The 26,318-nt window shown below is 41.1% G+C and carries 23 protein-coding genes and 1 other RNA gene; 19 read left to right on the top strand and 5 right to left on the bottom strand.

The annotated features are described in order from the left end of the window. Positions 1-16: 16 nt before the first annotated feature. Positions 17-116: signal recognition particle sRNA small type (gene ffs, locus BUA02_RS12120), an RNA gene on the bottom strand. A gap of 91 nt (positions 117-207) precedes the next feature. Next, positions 208-618, bottom strand: a complete 411-nt coding sequence (locus BUA02_RS12115; RefSeq protein WP_072704512.1) for an RrF2 family transcriptional regulator — start codon at positions 616-618, stop codon at positions 208-210. A 93-nt stretch (positions 619-711) separates the two neighbouring features. Between BUA02_RS12115 and tadA the strand changes: the two genes are divergently transcribed. From tadA to BUA02_RS12080, 7 genes are all read left to right on the top strand, one after another. Further along, a complete protein-coding gene (gene tadA, locus BUA02_RS12110) occupies positions 712-1,233 on the top strand; it encodes a tRNA adenosine(34) deaminase TadA (protein ID WP_071177234.1) in 522 nt (173 codons plus the stop codon). Between the two features lie 2 nt (positions 1,234-1,235). Further along, a complete protein-coding gene (locus tag BUA02_RS12105; RefSeq protein WP_072704509.1) occupies positions 1,236-2,750 on the top strand; it encodes an extracellular solute-binding protein in 1,515 nt (504 codons plus the stop codon). 84 nt (positions 2,751-2,834) lie between these two features. Further along, a complete protein-coding gene (locus BUA02_RS12100) occupies positions 2,835-5,126 on the top strand; it encodes a hydratase (RefSeq protein WP_072704506.1) in 2,292 nt (763 codons plus the stop codon). Positions 5,127-5,166: 40 nt separating this feature from the next. Further along, positions 5,167-6,741 (top strand): glycoside hydrolase family 9 protein, encoded by a 1,575-nt coding sequence (locus tag BUA02_RS12095; protein ID WP_072704503.1) that lies wholly within the window; start codon positions 5,167-5,169, stop codon positions 6,739-6,741. Positions 6,742-6,818: 77 nt separating this feature from the next. After that, positions 6,819-7,613, top strand: coding sequence for an alpha/beta fold hydrolase (locus tag BUA02_RS12090; RefSeq protein WP_071177230.1), 795 nt, complete (start codon positions 6,819-6,821; stop codon positions 7,611-7,613). 12 nt (positions 7,614-7,625) lie between these two features. Further along, complete coding sequence (locus tag BUA02_RS12085; protein WP_072704500.1) at positions 7,626-9,206, top strand: Mur ligase family protein; 1,581 nt, start codon at positions 7,626-7,628, stop codon at positions 9,204-9,206. Between the two features lie 38 nt (positions 9,207-9,244). Further along, on the top strand, positions 9,245-10,453 hold the full coding sequence (locus BUA02_RS12080; protein WP_072704497.1) for a D-alanine--D-alanine ligase family protein: 1,209 nt from the start codon (positions 9,245-9,247) through the stop codon (positions 10,451-10,453). A gap of 47 nt (positions 10,454-10,500) precedes the next feature. On the opposite strand, the gene BUA02_RS12075 is transcribed toward BUA02_RS12080, so the two are convergent. Then, entirely contained in the window at positions 10,501-11,244 is a 744-nt protein-coding gene (locus BUA02_RS12075) for a lysophospholipid acyltransferase family protein (protein ID WP_071177227.1), read from the bottom strand. Between the two features lie 156 nt (positions 11,245-11,400). On the opposite strand from BUA02_RS12075, the gene BUA02_RS12070 reads away from it, so the two are divergent. From BUA02_RS12070 to BUA02_RS12060, 3 genes are read left to right on the top strand one after another with little or no spacing between them, the layout of a single operon-like run. Continuing rightward, entirely contained in the window at positions 11,401-12,690 is a 1,290-nt protein-coding gene (locus BUA02_RS12070; protein WP_072704494.1) for a dihydroorotase, read from the top strand. A 19-nt stretch (positions 12,691-12,709) separates the two neighbouring features. Next, positions 12,710-13,510 (top strand): dihydroorotate dehydrogenase electron transfer subunit, encoded by an 801-nt coding sequence (locus BUA02_RS12065; RefSeq protein WP_072704491.1) that lies wholly within the window; start codon positions 12,710-12,712, stop codon positions 13,508-13,510. Positions 13,511-13,525: 15 nt separating this feature from the next. Next, positions 13,526-14,431, top strand: a complete 906-nt coding sequence (locus tag BUA02_RS12060) for a dihydroorotate dehydrogenase (RefSeq protein ID WP_072704488.1) — start codon at positions 13,526-13,528, stop codon at positions 14,429-14,431. Positions 14,432-14,507: 76 nt separating this feature from the next. Here BUA02_RS12060 and BUA02_RS12055 read toward each other — a convergent pair whose 3' ends face one another. Continuing rightward, positions 14,508-15,131 carry a hypothetical protein gene (locus tag BUA02_RS12055; RefSeq protein ID WP_072704485.1) on the bottom strand — a complete coding sequence of 208 codons (624 nt, stop codon included), beginning with the start codon at positions 15,129-15,131 and terminating at the stop codon, positions 14,508-14,510. A gap of 173 nt (positions 15,132-15,304) precedes the next feature. Between BUA02_RS12055 and ispE the strand changes: the two genes are divergently transcribed. Both ispE and BUA02_RS12045 read left to right on the top strand, forming a co-directional pair. Further along, on the top strand, positions 15,305-16,174 hold the full coding sequence (gene ispE / locus BUA02_RS12050; RefSeq protein WP_072704482.1) for a 4-(cytidine 5'-diphospho)-2-C-methyl-D-erythritol kinase: 870 nt from the start codon (positions 15,305-15,307) through the stop codon (positions 16,172-16,174). A 12-nt stretch (positions 16,175-16,186) separates the two neighbouring features. Next, entirely contained in the window at positions 16,187-16,639 is a 453-nt protein-coding gene (locus BUA02_RS12045) for a YwiB family protein (RefSeq protein WP_072704479.1), read from the top strand. A 27-nt stretch (positions 16,640-16,666) separates the two neighbouring features. Here BUA02_RS12045 and BUA02_RS12040 read toward each other — a convergent pair whose 3' ends face one another. Next, positions 16,667-17,140, bottom strand: coding sequence for a hypothetical protein (locus tag BUA02_RS12040; protein ID WP_071177220.1), 474 nt, complete (start codon positions 17,138-17,140; stop codon positions 16,667-16,669). A 173-nt stretch (positions 17,141-17,313) separates the two neighbouring features. Between BUA02_RS12040 and tig the strand changes: the two genes are divergently transcribed. The 7 genes from tig to BUA02_RS12005 all read left to right on the top strand — a co-directional run bounded on the left by tig (position 17,314) and on the right by BUA02_RS12005 (position 26,317). Continuing rightward, the gene (tig, locus tag BUA02_RS12035) at positions 17,314-18,540 is read left to right on the top strand and encodes a trigger factor (RefSeq protein ID WP_072704475.1); all 1,227 of its coding nucleotides are present in this window, start codon (positions 17,314-17,316) and stop codon (positions 18,538-18,540) included. A gap of 25 nt (positions 18,541-18,565) precedes the next feature. Further along, complete coding sequence (gene asnS, locus BUA02_RS12030; protein ID WP_072704472.1) at positions 18,566-19,957, top strand: asparagine--tRNA ligase; 1,392 nt, start codon at positions 18,566-18,568, stop codon at positions 19,955-19,957. A 51-nt stretch (positions 19,958-20,008) separates the two neighbouring features. Further along, complete coding sequence (locus BUA02_RS12025) at positions 20,009-21,319, top strand: C40 family peptidase (protein ID WP_071177217.1); 1,311 nt, start codon at positions 20,009-20,011, stop codon at positions 21,317-21,319. Positions 21,320-21,468: 149 nt separating this feature from the next. After that, complete coding sequence (gene guaA / locus BUA02_RS12020; RefSeq protein ID WP_072704470.1) at positions 21,469-23,019, top strand: glutamine-hydrolyzing GMP synthase; 1,551 nt, start codon at positions 21,469-21,471, stop codon at positions 23,017-23,019. Positions 23,020-23,548: 529 nt separating this feature from the next. Further along, complete coding sequence (locus BUA02_RS12015) at positions 23,549-24,349, top strand: hypothetical protein (RefSeq protein ID WP_072704467.1); 801 nt, start codon at positions 23,549-23,551, stop codon at positions 24,347-24,349. 227 nt (positions 24,350-24,576) lie between these two features. Then, positions 24,577-25,332 (top strand): class I SAM-dependent methyltransferase, encoded by a 756-nt coding sequence (locus BUA02_RS12010; RefSeq protein WP_072704464.1) that lies wholly within the window; start codon positions 24,577-24,579, stop codon positions 25,330-25,332. 4 nt (positions 25,333-25,336) lie between these two features. Continuing rightward, positions 25,337-26,317, top strand: a complete 981-nt coding sequence (locus tag BUA02_RS12005; RefSeq protein WP_072704461.1) for a GNAT family N-acetyltransferase — start codon at positions 25,337-25,339, stop codon at positions 26,315-26,317. The last annotated feature ends 1 nt before the right edge of the window (position 26,318 follow it).

Below are 26,318 nucleotides of genomic sequence, written 5' to 3'. Positions count from 1 at the left end.
GCACGTTGACTTCCCGTAAAGACAGGCAACCTTACAACACATGAAAGGTTCTACTTAGTGCTGCTTCGTTCCCGACCTGACACGGTTCGTAGATTTCCATTGCATAAGACCCATCCTTACAATAGAAGGACTGCTACATGCACCCTTCGCAAAACTGCCAAAGGGTCATAAAGACTCTTACAAATATACTTGGTTTTTGAAGGATTGTCAATTTTGATCTATAAGATCCTGTAAAGTGTAGCTGTTAATGTAGTTGTTGACTACTTCGTCAAGGCCTTTCCAGAATGGAAGAGTGGTGCATGAATTAGACAAAGGACAACCGATTCCGGTATCACCGGCTACGCATTCGACAGGATTGAGATTACCTTCGATTGCTCTTAACATTTCGCCAATATTACAATCTTTTGGATCCATTGCAAGTCTGTATCCGCCGTTATTTCCACGCATGCTGATAAGATAACCAGATTTGCTGAGGCTTGAGACAATCTGTTCAAGATATTTGATAGTAATATCCTGACGAGTTGAAATGTCTTTTAACGATATATAATCTCCATTATCATGAAGGGCGACGTCCATCAAAACTCTAAGAGCATATCTTCCCTTAGTTGATATTTTCATAAAATGACCTCATTACACATAATTTGATATAATACTATAATAAAGCATTAATTCGTTCAAATATAATAACAAAAAGTAAAAAGAAATACTACTATGAAATTAGAAGCAAGATCAAGGATTCAAGATCAGGATCAAAAGGATATCAAATACATGAAAGCAGCTATAGCACAGGCTAGGAAAGCCTATAAGCTTGGAGAAGTTCCTATTGGCTGCGTCATCGTATATGAAGATAAGATAATCGGAAGAGGCTACAACAGGCGTAATACAGACAAAACTCCTCTGGCTCACGCAGAGATCACAGCTATCAAGAAGGCTGGGAAGTTTATGCAGGACTGGAGACTTGAGGGGTGCAAATTATATGTTACCTTGGAGCCTTGTCAGATGTGTGCAGGAGCAATAGTACAGGCTAGAATACCAGAAGTCATAATGGCAGCAGAGAACCCAAAGGCTGGTTGTGCGGGTTCTGTTATGGATATACTCAATAATCCTGATTTCAATCATCAGGTAAGTGTCAAGAAAGGTGTTTTGCAGGAAGAATGCAGTAAGATGCTTAAGGAGTTCTTTTTGGAGCTAAGAAACAGAAATAAGCTTTTAAAAGAGAAGAAGGGAAGTTAATAGTGAAAAAACGAGTATTTGCAGTTCTTTTGATTTGTGCACTTGTCATGACTTGCTTCGCATGTGACAACCGGGCTGATGAGTACTCAATAAACAGTGTAGTAACTATTACATATCTTACGATAGGTGATAAGCCTTCTAATGGTCAGTCTGAAAAAGTAATTGAGAAGCTGAATACCATTTTGAGGAAGAAGGCTAATGCCCAGCTGGATGTATATTATGTTGGCTGGGATGATTATCTTGCAAATTATGATAAGGTTCTAAGCTCAGGAGAAGTGAACCTTGATCTGGTGGCAACATCAAGCGACTGGCTAGACGCCTGGCCGAATGCTATTGGTGGCAATTTCATGCCGCTTACTGAGGATATGCTCAGTAAATATTGCCCTCTTACATATAACTGCGTATCCAAGGAGCAGTGGCAAAAGTGCAGTTATCAGGGCAAGATCTATTTTATTCCCGAAAATGAATTTACGCAGTGGGTTAATCACGGCTTTATCTACAGAAAAGATATTGCAGATAAAGCAGGTTTAAATGGAGTGTCCTCATGGAAAGATCTGGATGCTTATTTTAGATATGTAAAAGAAGAATATCCTAATATGGTTCCATGGGATGCAAACGGCACAAGTACCATAGGTACTCTTGGTTATTTGATGTCAGTAAGGAAGTTTGTACCTATCTATGAACTTGGAACCTATGGGATCTGGGGAGCATATCAGGAAGATCCACGAAAAATAGTTTCTCCTTATTTTGAAGGTGATGAATTTGTTGAATATGCAAAGCTTATGAAAGAGTGGAAAGAGCTTGGTGTTTGGCGTGATAAGCTCAGCGATGCAGAAGATAATGACGAAGAATTCTATTCTGGAATGAGCGCAGTAATACAGCATCATACTCAGAATTATTACACTATCATAAAACCTAGAATGGAAGTTATGCTTCCTGACGCAGATGTTGATTTTTACTGGTTTGGAAAAGAGTCTGGGAATGTAGTCAAAAATAGCATACTTCATGGTGCAATGGCAATCTATGCAGGATCTAAAAATCCGGAAAAAGCGCTTATGGTCTATGACCTCCTTAGAAATGACAGGGAGTGTTATGATCTGATCCATTATGGAATAGAAGGCGAACAGTACGAAAAAAACAGTGAAGGAATGCTTGAAAGACCAAGTGGATATAATGCAGACAGAGATAGTATCCTGCTTAATTTCTGGTGGGGCAGAAGAGATGAATACGAGATAAAGGATGCTACATATTCCTGGGAAGATTATTATAAACTAATGGATGAATATGAAAAATATGCAATAGACTATCCTTGGGATAGTGTACCATTTGCGTCTTCGGACATACTAGATGAGATAAGGCCTATTATCGAAGTATGCAACAAATATGTGCCCAAGATTGCCTATGGGCAGTATGATGTCACACCTGAAGAAGAGGTTGCCGAGTTCAGAACGGCATTAAAAAACGCTGGAATAGAGACGGTGACACGAAAGCTTCAGATCATTTGCAATTCACATTAAAAAAGATCATACAAACTATGAGCTAATTATGGTAGAATATCGCTTGTAGTATTGTATACATGTATAAAGGCAGGAGGAGTGGCAATGGTTACAACCCTAAACAATGGATGTTATCTCGTAAACGGCGAGACTCTTATAGCTGATGATGCCGAGGCATCAAGCAAGCTTCAGGCTCATGGCGTTTCAGATATTTCAAAAGACAAGGCAAAAGAGAATACTATCGCTTATGGAATCTTAAAAGCTCATAATACTTCCGGTAACATGGAAAAGCTTTGTGTTAAATTTGATAAGCTTACATCCCATGATATTACTTATGTAGGTATTATTCAGACAGCAAGAGCTTCAGGACTTACAAAGTTTCCGATTCCATATGTTCTTACCAATTGCCATAACTCATTATGTGCAGTTGGTGGTACTATCAATGAAGATGACCACGTATTTGGTCTTACAGCTGCGCAGAAGTACGGCGGAATCTATGTCCCACCTCATCAGGCAGTAATCCATCAGTTCGCAAGAGAGATGCTTGCATCAAGTGGCAGCATGATCCTTGGATCTGATTCTCATACAAGATACGGCGCACTTGGTACTATGGCTATTGGTGAAGGCGGACCAGAGCTTGTTAAACAGCTTCTTGGACAGACCTACGATGTTGATATGCCAGGTGTAGTAGCTATCTACCTTGAAGGCACACCAAAGAAGGGTGTTGGTCCTCAGGACGTTGCCCTTGCAATTATCGGCAAAGTGTTCGGTGATGGCTTTGTTAAGAATAAGGTGATGGAATTTGTTGGACCTGGCGTAAAGAACTTAAGCGCTGACTTTAGAATTGGCGTAGATGTCATGACAACAGAGACCACATGTCTTTCATCTATCTGGCAGACAGATGAGACTATCAAGGAATTCTATGATATTCACGGAAGAGTATCTGAGTATAAAGAACTAAAGCCAGGAAATGTAGCATATTATGATTCAGTAGTTAAGGTGGATCTTGATTCTATCAATCCTATGATCGCTATGCCTTTCCACCCAAGTAACGTCTACGAGATCGATGAAGTAAACAGAAATGCAGCTGATATTCTTGCAGATGTAGAAAAGAGAGCAAAAGTAAGCTTTGGCGACAAGGTTGAGTTCTCACTTCAGGACAAGATCAAAGATGGCAAGCTTCTTGTAGAGCAGGGTATCATAGCAGGATGTGCCGGCGGTGGATTTGAGAACATCTGCGCAGCAGCAGATATCCTTAAGGGTAAATATATTGGAAATGACAAGTTCACACTTAGCGTATATCCAGCTTCTACTCCGATCTACATGGAAGTTGTCAAGAATGGAGCGGCAGCTGCAATCCTTGAATCAGGTGCGATATTAAAGACTGCATTCTGTGGACCATGCTTTGGAGCAGGTGATACACCAGCAAATAATGCATTCAGTATCAGACATTCAACAAGAAACTTCCCTAACAGAGAAGGTTCTAAGGTTCAGAACGGACAGGTTGCGTCTGTTGCACTTATGGATGCACGTTCAATTGCTGCTACAGCGGCTAATAAGGGAATACTTACACCAGCAACAGAATTTGATGGTGATTTTGAGAAGTATAAGTATCATTTCGATAGCAATATCTATAAGAACAGAGTATTTGACTCACATGGAAAGGCAGACCCAAGCGTAGAACTCGTGCTTGGACCAAACATCAAGGATTGGCCTAGTATGGTTGCGCTTCCAGAAAACCTTCTCCTCAAGGTTGTTTCTGAGATCCATGATCCGGTTACAACAACAGATGAACTTATTCCTTCAGGTGAGACATCATCCTACAGATCAAATCCTCTTGGACTTGCTGAGTTTACTCTTTCCAGAAAGGACCCTGAATACGTTGGTCTTGCCAAGGAGGTTTACGCACAGGAACTTAAGAGACGTGAGGATACGCCACTTGATGGCATGAGCGCTGAGATCTCAGATGTGGTAAAAGAAATCTCAAAGACATATCAGGATGTATCCAGCAAGAACACTGGTATCGGATCTACGATCTTTGCGGTCAAGCCAGGTGATGGATCGGCCAGAGAACAGGCGGCATCTTGTCAGAAGGTTCTTGGCGGATGGGCTAACATCGCAGTTGAATATGCTACAAAGAGATATCGTTCAAATCTTATCAACTGGGGAATGCTTCCATTTATCATTGATTCAGAGGATCTTCCGTTTAAGAATAAGGATTATATCTTCTTCCCTGGAATCAGAAGTGCTGTAGCCAATAAAGATGATAGCATCAAGGCTGTAGCTGTATCAGGAGGCAAGATGACTGAGTTTACACTTAAGCTTGGAAACCTCACAGATGATGAGAGACAGATAATCCTTGATGGTTGTCTTATCAATTATAACCGCGTAAAATAATAATGTAGTTATTTAGGGGATAGTAGGATAAGATTACACTATGTTTTTTGGTAAAAGAGGGGCAAAAAGAATATTTGCAGCATGTATGGCTGTGCTGTTTACGGGAAGCGTCGCAGGTTGCGGCGCTTCTTCTAGTGAGAATGGAATAGAGATTCCTGGTATCACCGGAAATGGACAGAGCCAGACTATAAATGTGGACTATGAAGTTCCACAGCAGGTTCCTAATATCCTGGTCGATCAGGTGGGATTTAAGCCGGATTCAGAAAAAGAGCTTTTGATAAGGGCAAAAGAACTGCCAACTGAATTTCAGATACGAAATCTTGAGACGGGCGAAGTGGTATACGAAGGAAAGCTGGTTAAGCCAACTTTCGACGAAAAGACAGGTGAGTATACTGCTATCGGATATTTTACTGAGCTAAAAGAAGAAGGAAATTACTATGCTTCAGCAGATATAGTTGGAGAGTCCTATGCTTTTTCAATTTCTGAGACTGTTTATACAGATCTTTTTAATGATGCCTGCAAGAAGTTTTATTATAACCGCTGCGGAATCGCGCTTTCAGAGAACTTGGCTGGAGAGAATGCCCATAGCGCTTGCCATACAATAGCGGCCCATCTTCAGGATGAACCAAGCGTTGAGATAGATGTCACAGGTGGATGGCATATGGATGAACAGGCTGACAGAGATACTGTTGTTGGCTGTAAGATTGCAGAAAACTTCCTTTTGGCTTATGAGTTAAACAAAGAGGCATTTACTGATGAAACTGGAATTCCGGAAAGTGGAAATGGAATTCCGGATATTCTGGATGAAGTCAGATACGAGGTAGAATGGCTCCTTAAGATGCAGGATCCAAAGTCTGGCGGTGAGTACGGAGCAGCCCTTACAGATAATACAAAGGGGGGAGATCTTTTCTCATATCCTGTAGTAGTAACCCCTGTGTCCATGGACTCTACTATAAGTTTCGCAGCAACTTTGGCCAGATTCAGCTTCTTTTATCAGGAATATGATCCAGACTTTGCAAGAGAGTGCCTGAGGGCAGCAGATAAAGCCTGGAACTGCTATGTTAATAACCAAAAGGTGCTGGAAAGTAGCGGAGCCTTCAATGCAGCAGCCCAGCTCTATAGAGCAACCGGCAACAGCTCTTATGATCAGATCCTTCAGGCGTTTTTTGAGAAAAGAGATTTTTTAGAGCTGTTTAACACAGACGAGAATATCTTCCTTGGTTCTGTCACATATCTTTCTACAAATCAGAAAGTGGACATGGACCTTTGTGGAAAGCTCATGAAATATCTAATGCAAAGATCTGAAGATATTGCCCTTAAGGCCACTCAGTCAAAATATCTTGTGGCGGATTATGACAGTGAAAATATTTATGCCAGCATTCTGTTCAACATGAGGTGCCTGACTATCACAGATTACATCATCTATAATCATGAGTACACGACTATCGTTGAGAATCACGCACATTATCTCATGGGAATGAATCCTGATGTGACCAATTATGTGACGGAGTACACAGAGAGAACTTATGTTGATGGGCAGAAGCCTGGAATCCTCAATAATCCAAGCTATGATTCCTTGTTTGTCTTTATGCTGAGCATATTGGTAAAAGAGTAAGAGCGCATTTTTTACATATAGGCTGACACAATATATGATTTGCATGTGCCTTTTACGAGTGATAATATGAATTGACTATGAATACAAATATTGATGGATTAAATATTAACTACATAGATGAAGGAAGTGGTCCGCTTCTCGTGATGCTTCATGGCTGGGGCTCCAACATAGATCTTTTTGCTGGAGTTATTTCTTTTGCCAAAAAGAGCTATCACGTGGTAGCAATGGATATGCCTGGCTTTGGAAAAAGTGATGAGCCGGCAGAACCTATGAATGTTGATGCGTATGTGGACTTTGTTCAGAAGTTCCTTAAAAAGCTCTATCCAGAAGATAAGGAAGTAATATTCCTTGGTCATTCCATGGGCGGAAGGATCATAATAAAGCTTGCATCAGGCATCAATGAAGGTAGGATCAAGGCTGACTTCACAATACCCAAGATCATTCTTACAGACTCAGCGGGTATCATTCCAGTTAAAACTGAGGCTCAAAAGAAGAGAACCAAGAGATATCATTTCTACAAGAATTTCATTGAAAAGAGCGGAATCCTTAAGATAGATCCAGATGCTCTTAACAAGCTTCAAAAGAAATTTGGAAGTGCCGATTATGCAGCAGCTTCACCAGTTATGAGAAAGAGCCTTGTAATGGCGGTCAATGAGGACTGCGTTCCTTACATGCCTTCTGTTACTCAGCCAGTTCTTCTGATATGGGGTGACAAGGATACAGCAACTCCTTTATCTGATGGTCAGCAGATGGAGAAACTTATGCCAGAGGCTGGACTTGCAGTAATTAACGGAGTAGGTCACTATTCATTTTTGGAGAATCCTTATTTATATAACAGAATCTTGGGAAGCTTCCTCAAGATAGCAGATTAATGGAGAATTGAGATGATATACGCAGTAATTATTTTGTATTTGATAGCAGTAGTATTGGGCCTTAGGTACTATGCTCATATGCTTCAGCTTTCAAGCTATCAGTTTCAGGGGTATTTCAGATTCCTAAGATCACAGCAGACTAAGTATGGACCTCACATCGGAGTAATGGTCACCCTTGCGATAATGAAGCTTATTTCTGGACTTGAGATACCAGCTAGCATTCTGACAATAGTCTTTTTGCTGGGAATAGTTGCAATGTACATTCCAAAGAAAGCAAAAAAGAAATTTGTTGTTACCAAGAGGATTCAGAGACTGTTCATTACAGATGCTGTAATTGTTTTAATTTTGGCAGTGATCAGTTTACTTATAACAAATAAGCTTGCAGTTTACTTTATCTGGGCTGTATACATGGGATTCTTCCCTCTTATGACAGCTCTTGCTAATCTTATAAATAAGCCTATCGAGAATAGGATCAATCAGTACTTCATCGATGATGCCAAGAGAATGCTAAAAGAGCACACAGGACTCAGAATCGTTGGTATTACAGGAAGCTACGGTAAGACCAGCGTTAAGTATTACCTCACAACTCTTTTATCAGAGGGATTTAGCGTTCTAATGACGCCAGAGAGTTACAACACTCCAATGGGAATCGTAAGGACCATTAGAGAACATCTTAAGCCAACACATGAGATATTCGTATGTGAGATGGGAGCAAGACACCTCCATGATATCAAGGAGATCACAGATATTGTTCATCCTGATGATGGAATCGTGACATCCATCGGATATCAGCACCTTGAGACATTCCATTCTCTTGATAACATCATCAGCACCAAGTACGAGCTCTTAGATGCAGTTGATGAAAAAGAAAAAGAGCAGGGAAAGGAAGCTGGCAAACATCTTAAGTTTGTAAATGGCGACAATGAGATCATTCGTAGCCACATGAAATATAGTGATGCCATTACCTATGGTACATCTGAGGGCAATGACTACAGAGCTACAGATATCAGGGTAACTAGCGCAGGTACAACATTTACAGTTACTGCTCCAAGTGGAGACAGCGCAGAATACACAACCAAGCTTGTAGGACAGCATAACGTTGAGAACATCGTAGGAGCTATTGCTGCGGCCAACAGCCTTGGCATTCCTATGAATAAGCTAAAGATCGCAGTCAGAAGGCTTCAGCCTGTGCCACACAGACTTGAACTTGTTAAGCACGGCACGGTATCAATTCTTGATGATGCATATAACTCAAATCCTAATGGAGCAAAGGTTGCTCTTGAGACACTTTCTCTTTTTGAGGATAAGGTCAAGATCCTTGTTACACCAGGTATGGTTGAGCTTGGAGAAAAAGAGGATGAGTACAATGCAGAGTTCGGCAGACAGGCAGCAGCTGTTTGTGACTATATCATTCTTGTTGGTGAAAAGAACAGCGCTTCTATTAAGCGCGGCGTATTAGAGGCTGGATTTGATCCAGAGAGAGTATTTGTAAAGAGTACTCTTAATGAGGCAACAGCTCTTATGTATGAGATAGATGCAGGAAGAGAAAAGGTTATTCTCCTTGAGAATGATCTTCCTGATAATTATAAATAATTCTTTTAATGAATCAGTTTTTGGAAAGAAGGCATATTATGAAACTTAAAGTTGCAGTTTTATTTGGTGGAAAGAGTACAGAGCATGAGATCTCAATTATCTCTGCTATTCAGGCTATTGGATATATCGATAGAGACAAGTACGACATTATTCCTGTTTATATGACCAAGAACAACGATTTCTATGTTGGCGAGTACGTTGACAAGATCGAGGAGTACACACATATTCCAGAGCTTATCAAAAAGAGCACTCAGGTTGTATGGATCAAGGAAGGCGATAAGGTTTCTCTTGTGAGATACCCAATGAAGAAGTTTGGAAATAACGTTATCTCAACTGTTGATGTTGCATTCCCTATCGTTCATGGAACAAATGTAGAAGATGGTACACTTCAGGGATATCTGGCTACTATGGGACTTCCAGTAGTTGGTTGTGATGTTCTTTCTTCAGCTGTTGGAATGAACAAGTACGTTATGAAGACAGTTCTCAAGGACAATGGTATTCCAGTTCTTGACTGCAAGTGCTATACATGGAAAGACTATGAGGATGTAGATTCATTAGTTTCTAAGATCGAAGCTGCATTTTCATATCCTGTTATTATCAAGCCTCTTAACCTTGGTTCAAGTATCGGTATCAAGAAGGCTTCTGACAGAGATGGATTATTAGAGGCCCTTGATCTTGGATTTGAGTTTTCCAAAAAAATCCTTGTTGAGCCAGCTATTACAGCACTCAAAGAGATCAATTGCTCAGTTCTTGGTGATTACGAGAGTGCAGAAGCATCTGAGTGTGAAGAGCCTATAAATTCTGATGATATTCTTAGTTTTGAGGATAAGTACATTGGCGGCGCTAAGGGCTCAGCTAAGGGCGGTGCCAAGACTGGCGGATCAAAGGGAATGGCTTCTCTTAAGAGAAAGATTCCTGCAGATATTACAGCAGAGATGCGTGATGAGATCAGAAAGATGGCAGTAGATGCATTTATCTGCCTTGGATGTTCTGGTGTTTCCAGAATCGACTTTATGATCGATATGGATACAAATAAGGTATACCTTAACGAGATCAATACTATTCCTGGTTCATTATCATTTTATTTATGGGAGCCTGTTGGAGTTAAATATGACGTCCTTTTAGACAGAATGATCCAGCTTGCACTTAAGGCAGACAGAGAATCTCACAAGGTAGTATATTCATTTGAGACAAATGTACTTGAAGGAGTACATCTTGGCGGCGGAAGTAAGGGCGCAAAGGGATAATAATAAGGCCATCGCTACAGTAGCGATGGCCCTTTTTGTGTGCTTAATTAGTTTTCTGAATAGAGTTTTTCGTTCTTGAGGTATGTTTCAAGCATGATGTTCTTGACGTAGTTGTCGATGTTTTTCTGATCCTCTTTGGATAACTCACTTGGAATGATAGGCTTGCAATACTCAACGGTTACCTTGGCACTCTTAATAAATGGTTTGTGCTTTTCAAGGATATCTTCTGAGTGGTTGATAACTACTGGAACGATAGGACATCCGGACTTCTGAGCAATCTTGAAACTTCCTTTGTGGAACTCGCCCATAGGTTCATCTGTCTTGATCCTGGTTCCTTCTGGGTAGATGAAGATTGAAATTCCATTCTTTACTTTATCGATGGCTGTGAGAACCATTTCAAGGCCCTTGCGGATATCCTTTCTATCAAGGAAAAGACAATCCATGAAGATCATCCAGATATTCAAAAGAGGAACCTTAAGGACTTCTTTTTTAGAAATAAATCCTGTAGGATTTGGAACTCTTGGATAGCAGATAACGATATCAAAGATACTTCTGTGGTTACCGACATAGAGAACCGCCTGATCTTTTGGAACATTCTCTTCGCCGATGACAGTTCTTTTGACACCGCTAATAAAGTTAACTACGTTAAACGCCCAGCTTACGATGGCAAGAGAAGCCTTTTTGAGGAACATAGGATTGAACTTACCAATGATAAAAAGAACAAGCTGGATAGGTAAGCTTACTATTAAGAAAATAGCTACAAATAAAACAGCTAAGATTGTACGGATCATGAATAATGCCTCTTTTCATTAAGTTTCTTTACTACGTGTCTATTTTCTCATGAGTTAAAGAAAAATGGAATAGAGTTTTCTCTTTTAAGGGATTATATAGTATTATATAGCTAATGCAAATTTGAAACGCATACGCAGAGCATGTTGGAGGGATATATGCTGATCATCAAAAATGGTTACATGGTAGATCCTGCTTCTGGAACTGAAGAAATCAGGGATATCGTCATAGATGGAGACAAGATACTTAAGATCTGCAAAGAAGGAAGTGACTTTGTTGCGGAGCTTTTGAAGGATTCTTCTAACAAGTTGATTGATGCTACTGGCAAAACTGTAGCACCTGGGCTTGTGGATGGCCACGTGCATTTTAGAGATCCAGGTTTTACCTACAAGGAAGACATTGAATCTGGCTCAAAGGCTGCTGCTAGGGGCGGATTTACCAGTGTTATTATGATGGGTAACACAGAGCCTCACATGGACAACGTGGAGACTATCAGAGATGTCCTTGCAAGGGGCGCTAAGACTGGTCTTAGAGTATATACCTGCGCCAATGTTACAAGAGATATGCTGGGAAAAGAGCTGTGCGCCATGAAGGAACTTATTGATGCTGGGGCAGTTCTTTTCACAGATGATGGAAAACCTATAACTGACGCAGATCTTATGGAGAGAGCCTGCGTAGAGGCAGCAAAACTTGGAAAAGTCATAAGCCTTCATGAAGAAAATCCAGAATTTATAACAGATAACGGAATCAACGCCGGAGAAGTTGCTGAGAAACTTGGACTTAAGGGCTCACCTAGACAGGCAGAGATCTCTATGGTTGAAAGAGACATAGATATAGCAGAGAAAACCGGGGCACACATCGTTGTTCAGCATATCAGTGCCGCTGAATCAGTTGACCTTATCAGAAATGCTAGGAAGAGAGGCGTGAAGGTTAGCGCAGAAGCTACACCTCATCACTTTACTCTTACTGAAAAAGCGGTTCTTAAATATGGTTCCCTTGCCAAGATGAATCCGCCACTTAGACTTGAAAGCGACAGAAAGGCCATCATTGAGGGACTTAAGGACGGAAGCATCGGAATAATTGCTACTGACCATGCTCCACATGCAAGAGAAGAAAAGCAAAAAGAACTAAGGATTGCTCCAAGTGGCATAACAGGTCTTGAGACATCACTTGCTCTTGGAATTAGGGAGCTTGTAAACACAGGATATATGACGCTTATGGAACTAATTAAGCGCATGACCATAGGACCAGCAAGGGTTTATGGAATAGATGCAGGGTATATTACAGAAGGCGGCATGGCTGACCTTGTTATATTTGATCCAAAGGCTGAATGGAACTTTGTTCAGAGTAATTCCAAGTCTTCTAACACGCCATTTTTGGGTGAGAGACTACCAGGCAAGATCTACGATACTATCTGCAAAGGTCAGATAGTATATGAAGATAGATAAACAATAAGGAGATTATCTCATGGCTGAGAAAATGAAAAAAGCGGCAAAAGTTTTGAGCCAGAAAAAGCTTTCAGAGGGCATTTTTGATCTGTGGCTTGAAACCGAAATTGCCCAAAATGTAAGACCAGGACAGTTTGTAGGAGTTTATCCGGAAAATAGATCAACTCTTTTACCAAGACCTATCAGTATCTGCGAGGTGGATAAGGCTAGATCAGCAATAAGGCTTGTGTACAGAGTCGTAGGAAGTGGCACGGCTGAGTTTTCTAAGGCTTCAGAAGGGGATGATCTCATGATCCTTGGACCTCTCGGTAACGGGTTCCCAATAGATAAGGCAGCAGGCAAAAGAGCTGTTGTAATAGGCGGCGGTATCGGTGTTCCCCCACTTCTTGAAACTGCAAAGAGAATGTCTGAGCGTAGTGACGCAGAGGCACCTTCTAAAATAAGCGCAGTAATGGGATATAGAAACAGTGATACATTCCTTAGTGATGAGTTTTCCAGGTATGCGGAAATGCACATTGCATCAGAAGATGGAAGCGTTGGAACAAAGGGCAATGTCATTGATGCTATGAAGAATGACAACGTTGAGTGCGATGTTATCTTTGCTTGTGGTCCAATGCCAATGCTCAAAGGAATCAAGGCTTATGCAGAGTCTATCGGGGCAAAAGCATATCTTTCTCTTGAAGAGAGGATGGCCTGCGGCGTAGGAGCATGTCTTGGTTGTGTCTGCAAGACAAAGGAAGTTGATGAACATTCTCATGTTCACAATGCAAGGATCTGTACAGACGGACCAGTTTTTGATGCCGATACTTTGGACTTATGATTGAGGAGAAATGAGATGAATACAGCAGTTGAGATAGCAGGTGTTAAATTCAAAAATCCAGTTATGACAGCATCAGGAACCTTTGGCTCTGGTATGGAATATGTGGATTTTGTCGATCTAAATAAGCTTGGAGCAGTGGTAACTAAGGGTGTTGCCAATGTGCCATGGCCAGGAAACCCGGTACCACGAGTAGCTGAAGTGTATGGAGGCATGTTAAATGCCATAGGACTTCAGAACCCGGGAATTGATGTCTTTGTAGAAAGGGATCTTAAGTTCCTTGAGAAGTATGACACAGAGGTTATTGTAAATGTCTGCGGCAAGTCAGTTGAAGATTACCTTGAAGTAGTTGAGAGACTTTCTGATGAAAAGAAGGTATCAATGCTTGAGATAAATGTATCATGTCCTAATGTAAAAGAGGGTGCTATTGCTTTTGGTCAGAACAAGGATGCACTTTTTGATATCACAAAGAGAATAAAAGAGAAGAGCAAAAAGCCTATCATTATGAAGCTCAGCCCAAATGTAACAAGCATTTCTGAGATGGCTAAGGCGGCAGAGGCAGCAGGCGCTGATGCAATCTCTCTTATCAACACTATTACAGGTATGAAGATTGATATTTACAAGAGAAAGTTTGCTCTTGCCAATAGAACTGGCGGACTTTCTGGTCCAGCCATCAAGCCGGTAGCAGTTAGAATGGTATATGAGGCAGCACATGCTGTTAATATTCCTATTATTGGAATGGGTGGAATAGCAAATGCTGAAGATGCCATCGAATTCATCATGGCAGGAGCTACAGCTATTGCCGTTGGAGCCATGAACTTCCATGATCCATATACTACAGAAAAGGTTGTAACTGGAATCGAAGAGTATATGAAGAAATATGGCGTTGAAGATATAAACGACATAAGAGGTATTGTAGAATAATACCTTTATACACCGGAAAGGACCGTCGCTTTTTATTCAAAAAGCGGCGGTCCTTCTGTTACTAGCAACCATTATGTTACTGTTCTGTGCTAACTCCTGTAAGCTCGTCAAAGCCTTTCATAACTGCTGCATAGGTCTGCTTAGAGATTTCTGGAAGCTCTCCGCCCCATGTTTTCTCAGCCTGTGCATAGCCTTTTTCAAAGGCTGCTCGCATCTTCTCGAGCTTAGCTGGGTCATCACCTGCAAGGGTCTTGGCAAAATCAAGGATTCTTTCGGAGGTCTTTTTGACGCCCCAATAGCCATCCTCAGCAATGTCAGCCTCTGCCTGAGCCTTTGTCGCTGCATCAACAGTGAAATCACCTTTTGCAAGGAATTTCCAGATAGAATCCTCGTCATTGTTACTGTTTGCAATGCCGTATGTCTTGGCCTGCTTGCCCATCATCTTTCGAACAATGTCCAAAAGTTGCTGCTGGCGAGTAGCCACATCAGCCTGCATCTGCTTGATGATCTGGGTTCTGTCGTTCTGCGAAGTCTTGGCAGTTTCCTGCTTTTCATCAGACTTTTCATAAACTGCAGCGGCTTCAGCTTTTACCTTTACTTCTTCGTCTTTCTTTTTCTCTTCTACAGAATTAGGATTAACGTTTGAAGCATAGGCAGTTGCGATGTTGTTAGTAACCTCGGTAACTCCGTTTACGCCCATATAGAACTCCTTTTCTGCGATGGTACTAAAATCGCGCTGAAACGAAACTATAGTTTACCTAATCCTCTTATCGGCTAAATTAAAAAAAACTTTAGCTTTTTTTTGCATTTTTTTTCTTGAGTTTGTATAGTAAGAATGAGAAGATTGAGAAAAGTAGAAGTGGAGCGGTTTTCATGAAACAAAGTAGAAAAGCATACGGAAAAATAAACCTTGGACTGGATGTAACTGGTAAAAGAGCTGATGGTTACCACATTGTGCGAATGATAATGCAGAATGTTGATATATATGACACATTAACTTTTGAAGAAAATGAAACGGGCGAAATTGTTTTAACAGCATCATCAGAGTCTATTCCAACAGATGATTCTAATCTCATCTGTAAGGTGGCAAAGCAGTTAAAAGAGAAATTTAATGTGGATAAAGGTATCAATATTCACCTTGAAAAGAGGATTCCAGTAGCAGCTGGAATGGCAGGCGGTAGTACAGATGGCGCTGCAGCTTATCTTGCACTTAATGATATCTGGGGGCTTGGACAGTCCAAAGAAGAGCTGTGTAAGCTCGCAGTAAGCCTTGGAGCAGATATCCCTTATTGCATCATGGGTGGCACAATGGTTGCAGAGGGTATTGGCGAAGAACTTACAGCTATAGCTGATATGCCAGAGTGCTTGATCGTAGTAGCCAAGCCTGCAATAGGCGTTTCAACAGGATGGGTATACACAGAACTTGATAGTAAGCCTATTGAGAAGCACCCAGACATCGATGGCATTAGAAGTGCTATAGAAAATGGAGACCTTAAGGGAATGTGCGCCCTTATTGATAACGTTTTGGAGCATGTAACAGCTTCTAAGTATGAAGAGATCAGCAAGATTGAGAAGGTACTTGAAGATAACGGCGCTATCAGGGCGTTTATGACAGGTAGTGGCCCAACAGTATTTGGTATCTTTGATGATGAGAATAAGGCGAGAGAAGCTTATAAAGCTGTAGAAGAAAGCGGATTGGCGCCAGAATTATTTTTGACAAAGCCTATTAACCCCAATAGGTGAGGTGGTGATATTATGAAGAAAAATGTAGATGTAAGTGTTACTGGTATCCATGTAAGGGCTGGGGAGCCCGCAGAAAAGATAATTACTAATTCCAAGGGATGCTACGAATTTTTGGATGATGGTACAAGGATCCTTGAATATGACGAGGAACAGCAGGCTGGATCTGAGAGTGTTCATATCCACAATACAGTCACTATAGCTCAGGATGAGAACAGTATGGAAATCGTAAGGGGCGGAGATATGAACTCCAAGCTTGCCTTCGGAAAAGAGCTAAAGTATGACACGGAATATGTGACTCCTTACGGAACAATGCAGATGAAGGTCAATACTACAAAGTTTGACTTTACTAAGATAAGACAGGAAGATGAGATGAAACTCATGGCTGAATATGAACTTGAGATGGATGGACAGGTCCTGTCAGCATCAATGATAATAATCGAAATAAAAAATTCGGAGCCGGCTTGAAGCTGACTCCGAATTATTTTTACTATGTTATTTAACCATCTTAGCTCCGGCTTTTTCCTGAGCCTTAGCAACGAGATTCTTGAAGAATCCTTTCTTCTGTTCAGGTGCCTGAACTTTTCCGTGAAGACCTTTAACTTCTGTTACGTAGATACCACTAACTGAAGCCTTAACTTCTTTTTTAACAGGTACCTGATCATAAATCTTTTCATCACAGATGAGACTCATAACTCTGTTACCAACTCTAACCTTAAGGATTGGAAGTTTGGATCTTCTGAGAAGCTTAGGTGTCTGTTCGATAACTGACTGAGGAAGACCTGATTCATTAAGCTTCATTCTCTTTTTATCAATGATAAGCATTGTAAGAGTCTGCTTCATTGCATCAAGCTGAACCTGCTGCTCTTCCTGCTTTTTCTGTGCTTTTTTACCAACTATGATAAGTGCAACGATAGCTGCTACTAAAATAACTGCAATAACGATTGCAACGATTGCTCCTGTACTCAAAACCTGTTCCTCCGAATTTCTTTTCTATTTGATTATGAACAGAGTTTATTTTAGCATTCTTTGGTCTACAAGGCAAATAAATACTTTAATCTAATGGTAGAGTGTGGTAGTATAAAAAATATTGTTTTTACTAATAATATGTAAATAAAAATAGATTATTGAGGAGAACTATTATGAGAAATAAAATAGCTTTTTTATTGGCAGGAGTACTCATGGCAACTGCTCTTACAGCATGTAATGGTCAGAGCACAGAAGCTACATCAGATGCATCTACAGGTACATCAGCAGATGATGCAGCTGCTACAAGTTCATCAGATGGCGCGCAGACACAGACTATTTCTGCACTTCAGAATCTTGAGAACCTTGAGACAATGGCTCTTGCAGAGATCAATCCAGAAGAGTTCGTTACTCTTGGCGAGTATAAGGGTGTCACAGTTGAACTTGCTGCTCCAAATGTAACAGACGAGCAGGTTGAGGAGCAGATCAATTCTATCTTTACAAATAATCCACCAATGACTGAGGTAACAGACAGAGCAGTTCAGGATGGAGATACAGTTAATATTGATTATGTTGGTAAGTATGCTGATTCAGGAGAGGCATTTGATGGCGGTACAGCTCAGGGTGCTGATCTTGTTATTGGTTCTAACACATACATCGAAGGCTTTGAGTCAGGTCTTGTAGGTGTTAACGTTGGTGATACAGTAGACCTTAACCTTACATTCCCTGAGAATTACGGGGCTGAGAACCTTGCAGGCAAAGATGTAGTTTTCACAGTTACAGTTAACAGCATCAAGGTGGCTTCAGATGAGATGACAGATGAGTGGGCAGCAGGCCTTGGAGCAGAGGGTGTTACAACACTTGAAGAGCTTAAAACATATGTCAAGAATGGTATGATAACTGACGCACAAAACAAGTATGATTCAGATCTTGAAGAGGCTGTTCTTGAAAAGGTAACAGAAGCTTGCGAGTTTAAAGAGGTTCCACAGAATCTTTATAACAGATATCTCATTCAGCAGAATGAGTCACTTGAGTACTATGCAAGCATGTATTCAATGTACATGGGACAGCAGCTTACAGCTAGTGACATTGTTACAATGATGATCCAGCAGGAAGGTTCAACAGATACTCCTGATGATTATCTTAAGGCAATGGTTACAGAAGCTACTCAGCAGTTCATTATGTTTGCAGCAATTGCCAAGAATGAAGGAATTGAAGTTACAGAAGAAGATATTGATGCATACCTTAAGGATGCATATGATAATGCTTCAACTACAGCATATAGCACATATGAGGAGTTCAAGGCTACAGTAGATCCTGAAGTTTATAGAGAAGGTCTTCTTGCCGAGAAGGTTATGGCTTACCTCGTTGAAAATGCAAACGTTGTAGAGCCAGCAGAATAAATAAAATTTGATCAGGGAGGTCGCCATGGATTTAGTAGATATCAGAGCACTATTCGAAGAACAGGAAAAATACGCAGGCCAGAAGGTAACTGTAGGCGGATGGATCAGAAGCATTCGTGATTCAAAAGCAATCGGATTCATCGTTTTAAATGATGGTACATATTTCAAGCCTTTACAGATTGTATATTCTGATGCCCTTTCAAATTTTGCAGAGATCAGTAAGTTAAATGTTGGTGCAGCTGTTATCGCAACAGGAACTATCGTTGCAACACCAGGAGCCAAGCAGCCATTTGAGATGCAGGCAGAGACTGTTGAGATTGAAGGCCAGTCAACAGCTGATTATCCTCTTCAGAAAAAGAGACATACACTTGAGTTCCTTAGAACAATCCCTCATCTTCGTGCTAGAACAAACACATTTGAGGCTGTATTCAGGGTTAGAAGTGTAGCAGCATATGCTATTCATTCTTTCTTCCAGGAGAGAAATTTCGTATATGTTCACACACCACTTATTACAGGTAGTGACTGTGAAGGTGCCGGCGAGATGTTCCAGGTTACAACAATGGACCTCAACAACGTTCCTAAGACTGAGGACGGAGCAGTTGATTACTCCAAGGATTTCTTTGGAAAGCCAGTTAACCTTACAGTAAGTGGACAGCTTAACGTAGAGACTTATGCATTCGCATTCAAGAATGTTTACACATTTGGACCTACATTCCGTGCTGAGAACTCAAACACAACAAGACATGCAGCTGAGTTCTGGATGATCGAGCCTGAGATGTGCTTTGCAGATCTTAAGGATGATTGTGACACAGCAGAAGCAATGCTCAAATATGTTATCAGCTATGTATTAGAGCACTGCCCAGAAGAGATGGCATTCTTTAACGAGTTCATCGATAAGGGACTTATCGACAGACTTAACAACGTTGTTAACAACGAGTTTGGTCGTATCTCATATACAGAGGCTATTGAGCTTTTAGAGAAGCACAATGACAAGTTTGATTACAAGGTATCATGGGGATGTGATCTTCAGACAGAGCATGAGAGATTCCTTACAGAGGAGATCTTCAAGAAGCCGGTATTTGTAACTGATTATCCAAAGGAGATCAAGGCATTCTACATGAAGCTTAATCCAGATGGAAAGACAGTTGCAGCAGCTGATTGCCTTGTGCCTGGTATCGGAGAGATCATCGGTGGTAGCCAGAGAGAAGATGACCTTGCAATCCTCGAGAAGCGTATGGATGAGCTTGGAATGAAGAAGGACGAGTATCAGTTCTATCTTGATCTTCGTAAATATGGAAGCGTACGTCACGCAGGATTTGGTCTTGGATTTGAGCGTTGCGTAATGTACCTTACAGGCATGGCTAACATCAGAGACGTTGAGTCATTCCCTAGAACAGTCGGAAATTGTGAGCTTTAATGCACGCATGTGATATACTTAGACTATAGAGATTAGACAAGGGGGATGCGTATGAAAAAAAGAAGTCTTTTTAATATGATAGCTATTTCCCTTGTTATGAGTTTACTGGTGGCAGACCCTGTATGGGCTACCACCAGTACTGATTTACAGGAAAAACAAGAGAAGCTTGAAAACGAGCAAAAAGAGCTGGAGAATAAAAAGAAAGCTCTTGAAAACCAGAAGAAAGACAGTCAGAACAAGCTTAACAATGCAAACAGCCAGATAAATGATTATTCAGAAGCTCAGGGTGAGACTAAGGAAGCAATTGATGAAACCAATGCTGAGATCGTAGGTCTCATGACTGATATTGAACTTATCAAAGAAGACATAGCAGCCAAGCAGGAGCAGATAGAGATAACTCAGGCAGAATATGATGAAGCCAAGAAACAGGAAGAGACATTGTACGAAGCAATGACTCAGAGAATCAAGTTCATGTATGAAAAGGGAAACCTATCGTATGTGCAGATTCTTTTAACTGCTACAAGTTATGCAGATGCCCTCAATAAAGTTCAGTATGTAGAAGAGCTTTATGAATATGACAGACAGAAGCTCTCTGAATATGTAGCTGCCAAGGAAGCGGCTGAAGCCTATGGCAAGCAGCTTGAAGAAGAAAAGGCAGAGCTTGAAACTTCGGAGATGGAGCTAGAAGAAGAACAGGCATACATGGAAGAAGTGCTTGCAGAGTACAAGGCAACTTACGCTGATTATGAAGTTAAGATTGCCAAGGCAAAGCAGGACGCAGCTGTGTATACAGCCCAAGTTAAGAGCCAGCAGTCCAGTATCGCAAGTCTTCAAAAGCAGATAGAGCAAAAGCAAAAAGAAGTTGCCGAGACCAAGAAAGCCAAGGAAGATGCATATCAGGCTGAACAGGCGGCAAATAATGATTCGGATTCAGATTCTGGATCAAGTTATTCCCAGTCGTCATCTGGTTCAGGTGGTGCATCTGGAGGTTCCGGATATGTTGCTCCTACGGGAAGCGCAACGGGATCTAATATAGCAAATTACGCATGCAAGTTTGTAGGTAATCCTTATGTTCCGGGTGGAACAAGCCTTACAGATGGAGCTGACTGCTCCGGCTTTGTAATGGCAGTCTACAAGGCTTACGGAATATCAGTTCCAAGAACTTCGTGGGCACAGGGCTCTTACGGCAGAGAGGTATCCTACGCGGATGCTCAGCCGGGAGATGTTATCTACTACGGCGGACATGTTGGAATATATATAGGCGGCGGACAGATAGTTCATGCTAGTACCCAGAAAACAGGTATCAAGTATAGTCCCGCTACATACAGATCCATCATTTCCGTAAGAAGGTATATTAACTAAAGCAAGAAATTCACTTTTTTATGGAATATTCATGTTGTTAATATCCAGCATGCTAGTGTATAATCATACCCGATTGATGGATTTTAACATCACTCGGGTATTTTCTTTGTTTGACGATACCCAACAATATAGATTTGGTAGGAGGAAGCATGGCTGCAGAAGAGAAAGTTATAGTCATTGACTTTGGCGGACAGTACAACCAGCTGGTTGCAAGGCGCGTCAGAGAGTGTAACGTTTACTGCGAGATCTATTCATATCGTACTCCGATTGAGCAGATCAAGGAAATGTCCCCTAAGGGAATCATTTTGACTGGTGGACCTAACTCATGTTACGAGGAAGGTGCTCCAACATATACCAAAGAGCTTTTTGAACTTGGAATTCCAGTTTTAGGTCTTTGCTACGGAGCGCAGCTTATGATGCACGTTCTGGGTGGTAAGGTCAAGAAGGCTCCAGTCAGAGAGTATGGTAAGACAGAGACATTTATTGATGGCTCTAAGGATGCTCTTTTTGCAGGCGTTGAAGATAAGACCATCGTTTGGATGAGTCATTTCGATTACATCAGCAAGGTGGCTCCTGGATTTGAGATCATTGCTCACACAGCAGATTGCCCAGTTGCTGCAGCGGCTTGTGAAGACAAGAAGCTCTATGCTATCCAGTTCCATCCAGAGGTTCTTCACACAGTTAAGGGTAAAGATATCCTTCATAACTTCGTTAGAAATATCTGCGCTACTTCTGGTTCATGGCGCATGGATTCCTTCGTTGAAAATACGATCAAGGAGATTCGCGAGAAAGTTGGAGATGGCAAGGTTTTGCTTGCTCTTTCTGGCGGTGTTGATTCATCAGTTCTTGCGGCACTTCTTGCTAAGGCAATTGGTAAGCAGCTTACCTGCGTATTCGTGGATCATGGTCTTCTTCGTAAGAACGAGGGCGATGAGGTCGAGAGCGTATTTGGACCAAATGGTAATTTCGATATCAATTTTGTTCGCGTTAATGCGGCCGAAAGATATTATGCTAAGCTTAAGGGAGTAGAAGAGCCTGAGAGAAAGCGTAAGATCATCGGCGAAGAGTTCATCCGTGTATTTGAGGAAGAGGCCAAGAAGATTGGTACAGTAGACTTCCTTGCACAGGGAACTATCTATCCTGACGTTGTTGAGTCAGGACTTGGCGGAGAGTCAGTTGTTATCAAGTCTCACCACAATGTTGGCGGACTTCCTGACTATGTTGATTTCAAAGAAATCATCGAGCCTCTTCGTTCACTTTTCAAGGATGAAGTTAGAAAGGCTGGACTTGAGCTTGGACTTCCTGAGTACCTGGTATTCCGTCAGCCATTCCCAGGACCTGGTCTTGGCATCCGTATCATCGGTGAAGTAAATGCAGAGAAGGTTCGCATTGTTCAGGATGCAGACTTTATCTATAGAGAAGAGCTTGCGGCAGCAGGACTTAAGAAATTACCTGATCAGTATTTTGCAGCTCTTTCAAACATGAGATCAGTTGGTGTTATGGGCGATGAGCGTACATACGACTATGCGATCGTACTCCGCGCTGTTGAAACTATAGACTTCATGACAGCTGAGGCTTCTGAGATTCCTTTCGAAGTCCTTCAGAAAGTTATGAGCCGTATCATCAACGAGGTAAAGGGCGTTAACCGCGTAATGTACGACCTCACAAGTAAGCCACCAGGAACTGTAGAGTTGGAATAAAATAATATACGTTAATGAATTAAGCTCCAGAAGCGCCTATGCGCTTCTGGGACTTTGTTGTTATACTGGCTGAATTCGTCAGAGTCTTATCCTTAAGGCATAACCGTATGGGAATCAATACGGTTAGAAATTTATTTACTTTTTTTCTGAGTTGTTATATATTGTCATTTGTATTTCAAGATAGTTTTTTCAAAGTTCGTTTTGAAATGGCTGTTCTTTCTGGGACAGCTTGGTAAATCCCAAAATAATAGATAAAGAAGGGGCAAAAGAAGACGGCTTACGTGAGTAGTGGCTTTTTTGAGCTACTATTCGCGTAGTGACATGCATGATATTTATGGCATCTACGTGAGGTGTTGTTCTTGATTCTTGTGGTCCACGTAGAAATAAGTAGATATCTGGAAAAATTACGTGAGAAAGGGCTGGTTAATAAGGGGTATCACGTAGAATGCCTGATGTATCATTGTGGCACTACGTGATAACAGTCAAAAGATAAAGCGGGGGCACGTAGAATTGAAAAAGGAGTTTGGTGATGCAGGATTACAAGGAAAAATTGGAAAAACAAATACAGGAGATAGATGCTCTAATAACCCAAATTGATAAGAATGCGTTAAGGGTAAAAAGCTTGAGCAATTGTGGTATTGCAATAAGTAAGAGTAACGGGAAAGACCAGTATTACTGGGTAGACAAGCTCGCACAAAAGCGGAAGTATGCGAGAATCGAAGAAATGGACAAACTGAAGAAGGTGGCACAGCGAGATTATGAAATGCTACTTAAAAAGAAACTTGTAAAAATCAGAAATGATATTTTGGGGTTTTTAAAGCTCTATGATATAAAGTCACTTGAAAATGTGTATATGGGCATGGCAGATGCAAGGAAAAAGCTTGTTACACCGATCATTGAACCTTTGGATATATATGTTGAGAATTGGAAAAAAGAAATCTACGAGCCTATGGGAATTAATGAAAGTGTTACAGAGTTTTTTTCAAACAATGGAATAAGGGTAAGATCAAAATCTGAGCTGATAATAGCCAATATGCTGGAACAAAGTGGCATTCCATACAGGTATGAATACCCACTTGCACTTAAGGGCATGGGAGCAGTAAGACCAGATTTTACATGCCTTAATATCAGAACTAGAAAGGAATATATCTGGGAACATTTTGGAATGATGGATAACATAGCTTATGCAAACAAGAATGTAGTTAAGATAGAGGCATATGAGCAAAGTGGATATTTTCTGGGGAAAAATATGATCATGACATTTGAGACTTCTCAACATGCCATCAGTTCTAATATAATAAAGGCTATGATTAAAGAATATCTAGTGTAGCTGTTTTATATTAACTCGACTATATGCTTGCTATAATTTGAATCTACTGCGTTGTCATCAGTTGTCGATGGAACCCCATCGACGCCTTCTTCCGCCTTTTAGATTACAAATCATATCTAATCAATATAGTCGAGAAATATAAAAACAGCTACACTAGTTTAGCAGGTTATGGCGCAATTCAACTTGAGAGATAAATATCCATATAAAAAGACGGGAGGATAATATTTTTGGAAGAATACAGTAAACAACATAAGAAAGCTTGGGAGTTTGATGCTTACGAGTTCTGGGTTAGGACTGCAGGAACGCCGGAGGAAAGAGCCGCGAAGGACAAAGAAAATCCCAGGAAGATGCTGAAGCAGTTCGCAAGCTACTTTGATTCTTTTGATGGTATCAAAGTTGCCAATATCTGCGGATCATGCGGCAAGAAAGCAATTCCACTGGCTCTCTTGGGCGCGGAGGTGACTGTATTTGATATTTCGGAAGCCAATAAGAAATATGCCATGGAAACCGCTGAAGTTGCAGGCGTGAAGATCGAATATGAAGTCTGCGACATCATGGAAATTGATATGGATCGGTACGCCGGTTTCTTTGATGTCGTATTCATGGAAGGTGGGATCCTTCATTATTTCCACGATATAAATGCTTTTATGAATGTTATGAACGGATTGCTTAAACCTGGTGGAAAGATGATCTGCAGCGACTTCCATCCTTTTACCAAGATTTCGGATATCCTGGGGCTGCAGCAGCCAACCATGAGTTATTTCTCAACAGATATCTTTGAAGGTGAGATGGCGCACGCAAGATTTTACGATGAGGAGATCCGTAAGCAGATCCCGAAATGCCATTACAGGAAGTACACCATCAGCGAGATCATCAATTCTATCATCGGGAGCGGATTTACTTTGGAGCGTTTTGATGAACATCCTTCATGGGAGAATGAAAAACTCCCGGGTGAGTTCACTGCGATTGCAAGAAAGGACTGAAAACATGGAACTGAGGAAAATAAACAAGAATGATGCTAAAGCTCAGTGGGAATACACTACAGCACTTCCAACAGATGAAAATGGTTTAACAAATCCGTATAACGGAGTTTCTTACGATGATTATATCGAGAAGGTTTTACCGACGTTGATTTCTTATGAACACCCGGTTAATATGCCTGACTGGTTTGTGCCGGAAACATACTATTATCTATGGGATGAAGGTCGTTTGGTTGGAGAATTCCGTATCAGGCATCATCTCACAGAAGCACTTAAGAGCGGCGCAGGCCATATAGGTTATAGCATCAGAAGAGATGAACGGGGAAAAGGTTATGCCACAGCGGGCCTTAAACTAACTCTTCAGGAGGCAAGGAAAATAATACCGGAGGACGAGATATATCTCCGGGTAAATAAAGATAATATCGCCTCACAGAAGGTCATGCAAAAGAATGGTGGAAAAGTTGTCGGGGAGGATGATGGGCACTTTTTTGTGAGAATTCCGAAGTATTTTGATTGTGGCATGGAAAAGGACAATTATTGGTTTAGGTATAGGACCGGAGCTATTATTGTTCGCGATAATAAGATGCTGTTTGTGAAGTCAAAATTTGGCGGATACTATTATATGATCGGTGGTGGCGTTCATATGGGAGAGGATTCCAAGTCTTGCGTTGAAAGAGAAACATACGAGGAAACAGGTGTGAAATGTACAGCAAGACGTATTGCTATAATATGCGAGAACTTCTTTCGTGGCGTGGGAGGAGCAATTGATGGCAAAGATTGTCATGAGTTAGAGTATTACTATTTAATGGATATGCCCAAGGAGGCTATATTTGAAACTTCAACTGATGATGACGAGAAACTGGAATGGGTTGCTCTCGATGAGCTTTCAAACAACGACATTCGTCCGGCATTTTTGAAGACCGAGCTAAAGGGAGTAATTGAGGGCGAATCACTGATTCATGTTATTAATGATGAAAGAAATGCCTAAG

Source organism: Butyrivibrio hungatei DSM 14810 (assembly GCF_900143205.1).
GTDB classification, from domain to species: Bacteria; Bacillota; Clostridia; order Lachnospirales; family Lachnospiraceae; genus Butyrivibrio; species Butyrivibrio hungatei.
This window is presented reverse-complemented; position numbering and strand designations above follow the sequence as displayed.

Bases quoted from the DNA above. Each gene is read 5' to 3' on its own strand.
- BUA02_RS12080 (WP_072704497.1), top strand. From the start codon at position 9,245: ATGAAACTTAAAGTTGCAGTTTTATTTGGTGGAAAGAGTACAGAGCAT.
- BUA02_RS12115 (WP_072704512.1), bottom strand. From the start codon at position 618: ATGAAAATATCAACTAAGGGAAGATATGCTCTTAGAGTTTTGATGGAC.
- BUA02_RS12025 (WP_071177217.1), top strand. From the start codon at position 20,009: ATGAAAAAAAGAAGTCTTTTTAATATGATAGCTATTTCCCTTGTTATG.
- BUA02_RS12005 (WP_072704461.1), top strand. From the start codon at position 25,337: ATGGAACTGAGGAAAATAAACAAGAATGATGCTAAAGCTCAGTGGGAA.
- BUA02_RS12075 (WP_071177227.1), bottom strand. From the start codon at position 11,244: ATGATCCGTACAATCTTAGCTGTTTTATTTGTAGCTATTTTCTTAATA.
- BUA02_RS12060 (WP_072704488.1), top strand. From the start codon at position 13,526: ATGAATACAGCAGTTGAGATAGCAGGTGTTAAATTCAAAAATCCAGTT.
- BUA02_RS12095 (WP_072704503.1), top strand. From the start codon at position 5,167: ATGTTTTTTGGTAAAAGAGGGGCAAAAAGAATATTTGCAGCATGTATG.
- BUA02_RS12045 (WP_072704479.1), top strand. From the start codon at position 16,187: ATGAAGAAAAATGTAGATGTAAGTGTTACTGGTATCCATGTAAGGGCT.
- BUA02_RS12055 (WP_072704485.1), bottom strand. From the start codon at position 15,131: ATGGGCGTAAACGGAGTTACCGAGGTTACTAACAACATCGCAACTGCC.
- BUA02_RS12085 (WP_072704500.1), top strand. From the start codon at position 7,626: ATGATATACGCAGTAATTATTTTGTATTTGATAGCAGTAGTATTGGGC.
- BUA02_RS12015 (WP_072704467.1), top strand. From the start codon at position 23,549: ATGCAGGATTACAAGGAAAAATTGGAAAAACAAATACAGGAGATAGAT.
- BUA02_RS12070 (WP_072704494.1), top strand. From the start codon at position 11,401: ATGCTGATCATCAAAAATGGTTACATGGTAGATCCTGCTTCTGGAACT.
- tadA (WP_071177234.1), top strand. From the start codon at position 712: ATGAAATTAGAAGCAAGATCAAGGATTCAAGATCAGGATCAAAAGGAT.
- BUA02_RS12090 (WP_071177230.1), top strand. From the start codon at position 6,819: ATGAATACAAATATTGATGGATTAAATATTAACTACATAGATGAAGGA.
- tig (WP_072704475.1), top strand. From the start codon at position 17,314: ATGAGAAATAAAATAGCTTTTTTATTGGCAGGAGTACTCATGGCAACT.
- BUA02_RS12100 (WP_072704506.1), top strand. From the start codon at position 2,835: ATGGTTACAACCCTAAACAATGGATGTTATCTCGTAAACGGCGAGACT.
- asnS (WP_072704472.1), top strand. From the start codon at position 18,566: ATGGATTTAGTAGATATCAGAGCACTATTCGAAGAACAGGAAAAATAC.
- guaA (WP_072704470.1), top strand. From the start codon at position 21,469: ATGGCTGCAGAAGAGAAAGTTATAGTCATTGACTTTGGCGGACAGTAC.
- BUA02_RS12065 (WP_072704491.1), top strand. From the start codon at position 12,710: ATGGCTGAGAAAATGAAAAAAGCGGCAAAAGTTTTGAGCCAGAAAAAG.
- ispE (WP_072704482.1), top strand. From the start codon at position 15,305: ATGAAACAAAGTAGAAAAGCATACGGAAAAATAAACCTTGGACTGGAT.